General features: G+C 50.5%; 13 protein-coding genes. 7 read left to right on the top strand and 6 right to left on the bottom strand.

Annotated features, from left to right (window positions below):
• Positions 1 to 618: 618 nt before the first annotated feature.
• A complete protein-coding gene (locus J3482_RS01410; RefSeq protein WP_206921960.1) occupies positions 619 to 882 on the bottom strand; it encodes a hypothetical protein in 264 nt (87 codons plus the stop codon).
• 217 nt (positions 883 to 1,099) lie between these two features.
• Between J3482_RS01410 and J3482_RS21760 the strand changes: the two genes are divergently transcribed.
• Together J3482_RS21760 and J3482_RS01400 are read left to right on the top strand one after the other, a co-directional pair.
• Complete coding sequence (locus tag J3482_RS21760; RefSeq protein WP_206921959.1) at positions 1,100 to 1,540, top strand: transposase; 441 nt, start codon at positions 1,100 to 1,102, stop codon at positions 1,538 to 1,540.
• On the top strand, positions 1,462 to 2,199 hold the full coding sequence (locus J3482_RS01400; protein WP_438938603.1) for an IS4 family transposase: 738 nt from the start codon (positions 1,462 to 1,464) through the stop codon (positions 2,197 to 2,199). The genes J3482_RS21760 and J3482_RS01400 overlap by 79 nt, the downstream gene beginning before the upstream one ends.
• Positions 2,200 to 2,355: 156 nt before the next feature.
• Here the strand turns inward: J3482_RS01400 and J3482_RS01395 are convergent, their stop codons facing one another.
• Together J3482_RS01395 and J3482_RS21755 are read right to left on the bottom strand one after the other, a co-directional pair.
• Positions 2,356 to 2,976, bottom strand: a complete 621-nt coding sequence (locus J3482_RS01395; protein WP_206921957.1) for a hypothetical protein — start codon at positions 2,974 to 2,976, stop codon at positions 2,356 to 2,358.
• Positions 2,977 to 3,083: 107 nt separating this feature from the next.
• On the bottom strand, positions 3,084 to 3,365 hold the full coding sequence (locus J3482_RS21755; protein ID WP_206921956.1) for a glutaredoxin family protein: 282 nt from the start codon (positions 3,363 to 3,365) through the stop codon (positions 3,084 to 3,086).
• 94 nt (positions 3,366 to 3,459) lie between these two features.
• Here J3482_RS21755 and J3482_RS01385 point away from each other — a divergent pair, with 94 nt between their 5' ends.
• Both J3482_RS01385 and J3482_RS01380 read left to right on the top strand, forming a co-directional pair.
• The gene (locus J3482_RS01385; protein ID WP_206921955.1) at positions 3,460 to 3,750 is read left to right on the top strand and encodes a transposase; all 291 of its coding nucleotides are present in this window, start codon (positions 3,460 to 3,462) and stop codon (positions 3,748 to 3,750) included.
• Positions 3,710 to 4,042, top strand: coding sequence for an IS3 family transposase (locus tag J3482_RS01380; RefSeq protein ID WP_206921954.1), 333 nt, complete (start codon positions 3,710 to 3,712; stop codon positions 4,040 to 4,042). Before J3482_RS01385 ends, J3482_RS01380 begins: the two co-directional genes overlap by 41 nt.
• A gap of 195 nt (positions 4,043 to 4,237) precedes the next feature.
• On the opposite strand, the gene J3482_RS01375 is transcribed toward J3482_RS01380, so the two are convergent.
• A complete protein-coding gene (locus J3482_RS01375) occupies positions 4,238 to 4,390 on the bottom strand; it encodes a hypothetical protein (RefSeq protein ID WP_206921953.1) in 153 nt (50 codons plus the stop codon).
• 133 nt (positions 4,391 to 4,523) lie between these two features.
• On the opposite strand from J3482_RS01375, the gene J3482_RS21210 reads away from it, so the two are divergent.
• The gene (locus J3482_RS21210) at positions 4,524 to 4,652 is read left to right on the top strand and encodes a hypothetical protein (RefSeq protein ID WP_262927002.1); all 129 of its coding nucleotides are present in this window, start codon (positions 4,524 to 4,526) and stop codon (positions 4,650 to 4,652) included.
• Between the two features lie 192 nt (positions 4,653 to 4,844).
• Here J3482_RS21210 and mnmA read toward each other — a convergent pair whose 3' ends face one another.
• Positions 4,845 to 5,963, bottom strand: coding sequence for a tRNA 2-thiouridine(34) synthase MnmA (gene mnmA / locus J3482_RS01370; protein ID WP_206921952.1), 1,119 nt, complete (start codon positions 5,961 to 5,963; stop codon positions 4,845 to 4,847).
• A gap of 197 nt (positions 5,964 to 6,160) precedes the next feature.
• Here mnmA and J3482_RS01365 point away from each other — a divergent pair, with 197 nt between their 5' ends.
• A complete protein-coding gene (locus tag J3482_RS01365; protein ID WP_146822381.1) occupies positions 6,161 to 7,078 on the top strand; it encodes a hypothetical protein in 918 nt (305 codons plus the stop codon).
• Between the two features lie 213 nt (positions 7,079 to 7,291).
• On the opposite strand, the gene J3482_RS01360 is transcribed toward J3482_RS01365, so the two are convergent.
• On the bottom strand, positions 7,292 to 7,615 hold the full coding sequence (locus tag J3482_RS01360; protein ID WP_021297178.1) for a hypothetical protein: 324 nt from the start codon (positions 7,613 to 7,615) through the stop codon (positions 7,292 to 7,294).
• A gap of 117 nt (positions 7,616 to 7,732) precedes the next feature.
• On the opposite strand from J3482_RS01360, the gene J3482_RS01355 reads away from it, so the two are divergent.
• Positions 7,733 to 8,515, top strand: a complete 783-nt coding sequence (locus J3482_RS01355; RefSeq protein WP_146822382.1) for an SDR family NAD(P)-dependent oxidoreductase — start codon at positions 7,733 to 7,735, stop codon at positions 8,513 to 8,515.
• Positions 8,516 to 8,534 lie beyond the last annotated feature (19 nt).

Genomic DNA, 8,534 nt, shown 5'->3' with positions numbered 1-8,534 from the left:
TTGCAAGGCGGTATTTCAGCCGAGAGTCTATGGCTAAACTAACCGGCAACGACGAACAACAATTGCTGGCGCCAACGTCAGTTTTGCATAAATAGCAGAAACTGAGTGGTTGCTCTCAATTTACACCACTTGACGGGACACTATATTAAAATGACATAGCTGTCACTTTAATGTATGTATATCCTTAACTAATGTCAATAAAATTCAAATATGGAGCATTTCAACAAAAAAATTATCCCGGATTTCGACGATTGTGTCCTCATGAATTGGTGTGAATCATTGAAAAGGTGCTCCCCGTATGGCTCAGATGAGTTTGTTGAGAACCACATCTTCGCTAGGAAGGAGCACCTTTTGGGTGAAACAATATAATCATACACGAAGCCAGATTGCTCGTAAAAGCTCTACAATTCATACTCGTTACGATTTGAATGCCGCCACGCAGATTTTCTTCCAATTGAAAAAGTGGAATTCATAGCCTGGCTTGGGGGAAATGTGTCCATTGCTCTAGTTCCGTACCATGATTTCGCCGTGTTCGCTAACAAATCCACCAAATGATTGAAAACAGGTTCCGATCAGTGACCTCAATCACCTAATCGTCGAAATCCGGGATTATTGACGTCAACGACGTTTCTTAAAACGAAAAATGGAGCGTAAGAACTTTTTTTTGGTTTTATTTTCTGGGTATTCACTTTTTCCAAATTCGTTTGTTTCGCCAACGCTATAAGGAATATGTAAAGGTCCCCCTGATGGTATAACCCCTGTGCCAAGTGAACCAGACCACCATGGATCACCTTTATCTTCTTCGACCTTAAATGTGTAGTCATCCTCATCAAACTTCTGCCGTAATTCTATTTCCTTGGCTCTTGCCAAGTTTTCATTCATACAAAGTTCCGCCTCAACTATGTGGTTACCTTTCCAAACCTGAACTCGCCACATAACTGAGCACCTTCTTCACTGGAATTATGAATGAATTCTGCTTTTTGAATTATAACTCACTAACTCAAGTTTCGCACCCGGTCTGAGTCAATAAATCCTTGGTGCGACAGGGATTTTAGGCGCTGAAAAGGCAAAAACACCCTCATTTTCTGGTAGACTGAAGTTGAAGCAGTCAGGCGGAGACAGGTTTGGCAAAGACACGGTGTATCGGTTCTTGAATTCCCCTCGGCACAACTGGCGTCGGTTTCTGCTACTGTTGAGCGCTACCGTTGTACAACGGATGTCTCGGCTTACTTCAGATGACAGGGCAGATGTACTCATTGTCGACGATTCGCTGTTTCGTCGCAGTCGCAGTAAGAAAGTCGAATTGCTCGCCAGGGTCTACGACCACGTGTCTCACAAATTCGTTCGTGGTTTCCGAATGTTGACACTGGGCTGGTCAGACGGGAATTCGTTCGTGCTGATCGCCTTTTCATTGCTCTGTTCTGAAAACGAGCGTAATCGCGTTGTGGTGTTGAACATTGCATCGACAAACGAACCTGCGGTTACAAGCGTCGGAAAGAGAGCATGCAAAAGGCAACGGATGCTCTGTTCGGATTGCTGACCCAGGCACAAAGCATGGGCATTACCGCCAAATACCTGCTGTTTGACAGTTGGTTTGCACATCCGGCGACTATTCTTAGAGTTTTAGATCATTCGATACACGTTGTCTGTATGCTCAAAGCCACGCCCAAGATCCACTACGAATACGAAGGACGGCGGCTCACACTCAAAGAGTTGTACTCTGCTCTGAGAAAACGCCATGGACGAGCAAAGATCCTTGCTTCCGTGAATGTGTCGATTGGGCGAGATGCAAAGGGGAACCCGGTCCCCGTGAAGATTGTGTTTGTACGAGAAAGGAACCGTTCCCGGCAATGGCTGGCGTTGCTTCCCACAGATACACGCCTCTCAGACGATGAGGTTATTCGCATCTATGGAAAGCGGTGGGACATTGAGACCTTCTTTAAAGTCAGTAAATCCCATCTTCGACTGGCGAAAGAGTTGCAGGGACGGACATACGACCATATGTTTGCCCACACCACCATCGTCTTCGCACGATACATCATGTTGTCGGCGGCTGCTCGAGACGAGAAGGATCCAAGAACGATAGGAGCTTTGTTCCTCGACTGTTGTGACGAGCTCGAAGACATCCGGTACGCCGACGCCATGCGTCTGTTGATCGAAACTGCTACGGTCCATCATGGAGGCAGCAGATGTTCATAACGGCACCGTGATCGACATGATTGTTGAACAGTTTATCACCTATTTACCCAGCGCTATCAAGGAAAAGCTGGCTGTCTAAGGGTGCGAAACTTGAGTGACTAATTGAATCCAAACCACACAACACCATTTAGGTATTATGTGGTTTGGCTATAAGTGTTAAATTGCATAAGCGGCACAGTACGTAATTTCTGCCGCAGGGATAGCCGCGTTAACTATACCGCAATCAACGCACGCAGCGCCTAGGGTAGTAACACTGGCAATGCATATTGGTTCGCAGACGTCCTGGAAAATAGACAGTGCTGTTCCCGTAACCCCCAAGTTTGAAAGACAATCAGATAATCTACTGAAATAACCAGGGCTGCTCCCGCCACTACCAGGAGGCTCTTGGGCTTCAGTAATCACGGCATTTTTGGTAGTAGTTCCGTAATCTTTATCCAAAGTTACCTTCCCGTCTTTTATTAACTTAACATGAACTTGGTTGTCTGGTGCTGGTGTAGAGAGCACTACAGACCATGTGGTGACATTAAAGCTACTATCTAACAAAGCGGCGAATTGACTAGGTGCTTCCACTTCACCGTCAATCGGATAAATTGCAATGTAGTTTGTTTGATCACCATCAGTTACCTTCTGGAAATTCTTGTTGGTGGCGTTTAGCGTATATCCAGGGGATAGGATAGATTGTGCTAAACTGAGCAGATTGGCGGAGTTAATTGCAGCTAAAATACTTTGGTTCTCTGATGGTGTTGGTGTGCCTATTACAGGTGTTACATTTGCCATCAAAATCGACTCCTTTTTTTGAAATCGAGGGACATCCGGTTTCGCCCCTCTACTCTATACAAACCCCTCAACGGACAATTTTGATTCAATTTTTTATCTAAAGAGTGTTAAATGCCAATGGCTTCTCGGATTTTCACTTCGTTACCCCCGTCAATAACTAATACTGGGACAACGTTAAATTCTAATTCATTGAGCTCCTTGTATCCATTTTCTGTAGTTGTGTCTACCTCTTCATACTTCACACCATTGGCATTTAGGAATTCCTTGGTTTTTTCACAGAAAACACACATTGGACTAGCATAAATTTTGACTATAGTGTTACTGACGCAGCATAATGTCCGGAAACTGACGGCGTAAGTTGACCGGGAAGTGACGGACTTGGTGTCCAAGAGTGCTTACAGGAATGGGAAGAGAGTCTTTATACTTGCCCCAGAGTCAACCCAGACAGAAGGGATGGGTTAAGATGAAGTAGAGGTGTTTGTGATGCCGGGACGTAAGTGGACAGTGGACGTGAAGATGAACATCGTGCTCGAGGGCATGATGCCCGGTGCCAACATCAGCGAGGTATGTCGACGGCATGGAGTGGCCCAGAGTCTGTATTGTAAGTGGCGTGAAGCGTTCTTGGCTGGTGGACGGGCTGGACTTCAGTCCGAATCCTCTACGAGGGAGCAGGAGCTGGAGAAGGAGTTGCTGGAGGCTCGGGCTAAGATCGGTGAACTTACGATGCAGGTGGATGTGTCGCGAAAAAATCGAATTGGGGCCGGAAGTAAATAGCCGTTCTTTGGTCTGTCAGCTCGCCAAAGAAGGGTTTCCGGTCCCAGTGATTGCAAAAGCGTTAGGGTTGAACCGGACGTACTGTTACAGCTTGCTGAAGCCGCCTGTGCCAAAGCCGAAGCGGCCTCCTGTGGACAAGGACGCTCTGGTCAAACAGTGGATTCGGAAACTGTGCGAAGAATTCCCTACGTACGGATACCGGCGAATCCAAGTCATGCTGCGTCGCCGATACAACCTTCGGGTGAACCATAAGCGAGTGTACCGGTTGATGAAGGAATGGGACTGCTGGTGAAATCTCCGAGGTGGGGCGCTTCATCGAGCGTTTGCAGGTGAAGAATATGATTCGGAATCACCATAGAGATGTAAACGCCGCGCAAAATATCTTAGCGGCCGAGCAAGCCGTATTAGCCTGTGGAGAAGCAGTAAGACCCGCTCGAAAGCTAAAAAGCCAACGAGAAGGCAAGCCTCAACGAAGCAGGAAATCCAACTAGTGATAGTTGGAATCCCCTGCCTTTAGGCATGGGGAGAATGTCAAATAAGTTTCTGATGCCGCGACGTCTCGTAGCCCTTGCTCGTCACCTGGCTCTACGACAAATTCAGGCGTACAAATCACCGGATCACCCGACCGCTCAGCGTCCACCGCCCCTCAGCCTCCGGTCGTCGATTCGATCACGCCACTCGCCCGACTGTTTTAAAAATGTTCAGAAATATCGGTTGAAAACGCATCCTTGTCGTACTAAAATACTCAATACGATGATGAGGAGGTTTTACAGATGGACAGCAAACAAACAGAGAAGCAGTGTGCTATTTGTGGAGAAGCTGTTGAGCAGAATGAAAAGTCCGAGTTTCTGTGTGACGACTGTGTGGATTCGTGGGAACGTGAATTGGCGTCGTCTTGGTGATTTGTTGTTGCACAGCCACTGAAGATGCAGGCGCATAAGCACGTATCATCGTGGTCAATTGTGAAAATATTTCAATTATAACCAGCCTTCAAATAGCGTCGTGCCGTTTCTAAAACAGCCCGGAGCATGTGCTACTTTCGCGTGCTCCGGGCAATGTGTTTGTGAAACAGTTACGCCGCGCTCGCTTTGGCGTCACGATGGACGGACGAGCTCGCGGGAGTCGATGATCCCACCGCCGAGGCACACGTCGCCATCGTAAAAGACGACAGATTGTCCCGGTGTAATCGCGCGTTGGGGTTCGTCAAAGACGACCTTGCAGGTGTTCCCTTCGCGCATTTGGACGGTGACGCCTTGGTCGTCCTGGCGATAGCGGAATTTTGCCGTACAGCGAAACGCGCTGTCGGAGGGGGCTTGACCACTGACAAACGACAACTGACTCGCCATCAGGCTTGTCGACAAGAGACGAGGGTGCTCTGACCCTTGGGCCACAATCAGCACGTTTCTATCTAAATCCTTATCGACTACGAACCATGGCTCGCCGGATCGGTCGTTCATGCCGCCAATCCCGATTCCACGGCGCTGCCCCATCGTGTAATACATGAGTCCTTCGTGTTGGCCAATGACATGGCCTTCTGTGTCCTCAATTTTCCCTGGCTGCGCCGGCAAATAGTGACTGAGAAACTCGCGGAAATTCTTTTCGCCAATGAAGCAAATCCCCGTACTGTCTTTTTTGGTCGCAGTGGCCAGACCAAACTCCTTGGCGATTTCCCGGACGCGGGGCTTTTCCATGTGGCCAATTGGGAACATCGCGCGGGACAGCGGCTCCTGGTCCAGCGTGTGCAGGAAGTACGTCTGGTCTTTATTGGCGTCTGCCCCGCGCACCAGTTGTACCAGTCCGTCGGCCCCCTTGCGCACTTGCGCGTAGTGACCCGTGGCTAGGTAATCCGCGCCTAGTTCCAGTGCCCGCTGCAGAAGTTCTTTAAATTTGATTTCTTTATTGCAGAGTACATCTGGGTTGGGCGTACGCCCCTTTTGATACTCTTCCAGGAAATATTGAAAAACGCGAGATTCGTATTCGCGTTCGAAGTTGACACCGTAGTAGGGAATCCCAATTTGCTCGCAGACGCGGGCGACGTCTTCAAAGTCTTCTGTGGCCGTGCAGTGACCGAATTCGTCCGTGTCGTCCCAATTCTTCATAAAGATGCCAATCACGTCGTAGCCCTGCTGCTTGAGCAGGAGCGCACTCACAGATGAATCGACGCCGCCGGACATGCCGACGACAACTCGCGTGCTGCTATTTTTGTTCCCCATCTTGTCCACCTCCCGTTCCTATTTGTACAATCAAACAAGCGCCTTTGCGCGTAACGTACAGTCGTGTAACGCACATATTGTATCCTGTATTTGTCCGCGTGCCTAATCTGGCTTATGACGCCATTACGTGAATGGTGCGCGGGAATGTAAGCAGTAGCTTGAGAACGTAAGCAGTAGCTTGAAAGGTGGTTCTTTGGTTGTTTACGCTTGACAAATCCGCCATTCTCACGCACGACCGCCTGAAGTTTCTCGATGACGTCGTCCCCATCGAGGAACATTTGGATAACATCGAAAAGTTTATTCGCATTTGCTATGAAGAGCAAGGCTGGCACGTCGCGCAGTCCCGTCGCGTCATCGCCCTTCGCGCAACGGACGAAGATCGCTTGTCCAGTGCGTTTAAGGCGAGTTTGTATCTCGGTAAGTATCGGGACATGGCCAATACCAACCGCTTTTTACAAAACATGGTTGCCGCAGGACACTCCTATGAACCGATTCGCGGCGAAACCGTGTTATTTCTGTACATAGGTGTCGGGAAGACCGTCTATGACCACCTTGTCACATACACTGTAGGTCGCCCGACGCGAATTGCTGGCGGCCAGCGGGCGAATGTGCCATGGGGGTTCGAACTTCCTGTCGAGGCCAAAAATCCGGCAGAGTACGACGAAGAACTCGAGCGAATCCGCAATGTCATTCGTTTGGCCAAGCAAGATCGGGTTGAGCAAATGCAAGCCGCTCGGGCAAAATTGCCCGTTGGATATATCATGCCGCCGTTCCTGATGGAATTCTCCGAGGAAGCGTTGATTCGAACCGTGTTTCGTCAGCGTCTGTTCGAACGGGGCGCACAAGGTGCCACCGTGGACGTAGTGACGGACATGCTCAATGCGTGCTTGCAAATTGACGAAGAGAAGTGGTCTTTCCTCATTGATTACCACGGGCCGCATTTGCAGCAGTGGGAAAAGGCGATGCGCTCGTTGCGGCGCGACCACTATACACTAGCGGATATCGCCGAGAAACTCGGCATTTCTGTGGAAGAAGCCCTGCAGCAAAACTTGTATGATCTGCTCATGGAGTCCGTGGGCAAGTTGCCACCTTCGATGTGGGACAAGATGAAATGACCCTGTCCGCAGGTACCTTGGCGCGCTATAATGACTTCCAAGGGTAGCCTGTCGCAAGTGCGGCAGAACCGAGATACGGTTGTTGGTCGAGCGGGGCACACGTCAACGGTGCATGTTTCCGGTTTGGCTTGGCGAACCAGTCCCTCGTCTTTCATGGTCATGGCAAGGAGGAACTGGTTCGCCGAGTGGCAGCGCACAGCACATACGAGGTCTTCAGGTGGGCGTAACCTGCAGGACGACCCAAATGCCGCCGCGGCCTTGCTTCTCGGGCTGGAAGAGTTCGACGACGAATGTACAAGTACGGTGCTTGACGCGGACGACAGCGTGCATGAGGCCATCGTCGGGATCTCGGAACTGCTCGACGAACGTGTAGACGTCGTTCATGCGCAATCCGAGGTGTACCGTACCGACCTCTTGGGCTGTCCGGACGGGGCTGAGGCGCCAGAGGTACTGTCCGTTGTCCACTGCCCGTTGAATTCGTTCGTAGTCTTCGCCTGGAATGACGACGGATCCAGTCACTACTTCTGGACATGCCATGGTTTGGGGCCTCCTTCGCACGAGTGACGATGGTGCATTGTATGGGTCAAACGCCTTTTTGTGATAGACGATAGCCTAGAGCACTGCAGGTTCGAACAATGAAAAGGGGCGATAGAAATGGCGATTTCTGGAATGGGCAAAGTAGCGGTCGTGACGGGAGCGAGCGCAGGGATTGGATACAGCACAGCCGTCGGCTTGGCAGAGGCTGGATTTCAACTCGCAGTCGGCGCGCGTCGTAAGGCTGGGTTGGTGAAACTGGTCGAGGACATTCAACGGCGCACTGGCGTCAAGCCGTTTGCAGAGTCGCTCGACGTCACAGACAAGGAATCGGTCGACGCATTTGTCAAAGGTGTCGTCTCTGAATATGGCAAGGTCAACGTGCTCGTCAACAATGCGGGCAAGGCGCTTGGCGTCGACTATATTGATGAACGGGCGAACGAGGAAGATTGGGAAGTCATGCTCGACACGAATGTGTTGGGGCTGTTGCGCATGACCAAACGCCTTGTCCCATATCTTGTAGAGAGCGGAGATGGACATATTATCAACCTTGGATCCACCGCAGGACACGAGGCATACGCTGGAGGCGGCGTCTATTGTGCCACTAAGTTTGGCGTCCGCGCTATCACGGGTGCGTTGCGTCAAGAGTTGTTGGGTAAGCCCGTGCGGGTGACGAGTATCGACCCCGGCATGGTTGAGACGGAGTTCAGCGTCGTGCGCTTCCATGGCGATACAGAGCGCGCCTCGCGCGTGTATGAGGGTTTTCGTCCATTGACGGCAGAGGATGTAGCGGATTGCATCGTCTTTGCGGCGACGCGGCCAGCGCACGTCAATATCGACAACATCATTTTGAAGTCGGTCGACCAAGCTGACGCAACGCGGGTTGCGCGGAAGGGGCAGTAACTGTTTGGTTTGGCGCACG

Source organism: Alicyclobacillus suci (genome assembly GCF_017329615.1).
Taxonomy (GTDB): domain Bacteria; phylum Bacillota; class Bacilli; order Alicyclobacillales; family Alicyclobacillaceae; genus Alicyclobacillus; species Alicyclobacillus suci.
Note: the sequence above shows the minus strand (reverse complement) of the source record. Positions and strands in the feature narration are given on the sequence as shown.

Excerpts from the sequence above, each read along its gene's own strand:
- J3482_RS01410 (WP_206921960.1), bottom strand. The coding sequence starts at position 882 with ATGAATGAAAACTTGGCAAGAGCCAAGGAAATAGAATTACGGCAGAAG.
- J3482_RS01395 (WP_206921957.1), bottom strand. The coding sequence starts at position 2,976 with ATGGCAAATGTAACACCTGTAATAGGCACACCAACACCATCAGAGAAC.
- J3482_RS01385 (WP_206921955.1), top strand. The coding sequence starts at position 3,460 with ATGCCGGGACGTAAGTGGACAGTGGACGTGAAGATGAACATCGTGCTC.
- J3482_RS01380 (WP_206921954.1), top strand. The coding sequence starts at position 3,710 with ATGTGTCGCGAAAAAATCGAATTGGGGCCGGAAGTAAATAGCCGTTCT.
- J3482_RS21210 (WP_262927002.1), top strand. The coding sequence starts at position 4,524 with ATGGACAGCAAACAAACAGAGAAGCAGTGTGCTATTTGTGGAGAAGCT.
- mnmA (WP_206921952.1), bottom strand. The coding sequence starts at position 5,963 with ATGGGGAACAAAAATAGCAGCACGCGAGTTGTCGTCGGCATGTCCGGC.
- J3482_RS01360 (WP_021297178.1), bottom strand. The coding sequence starts at position 7,615 with ATGGCATGTCCAGAAGTAGTGACTGGATCCGTCGTCATTCCAGGCGAA.
- J3482_RS01355 (WP_146822382.1), top strand. The coding sequence starts at position 7,733 with ATGGCGATTTCTGGAATGGGCAAAGTAGCGGTCGTGACGGGAGCGAGC.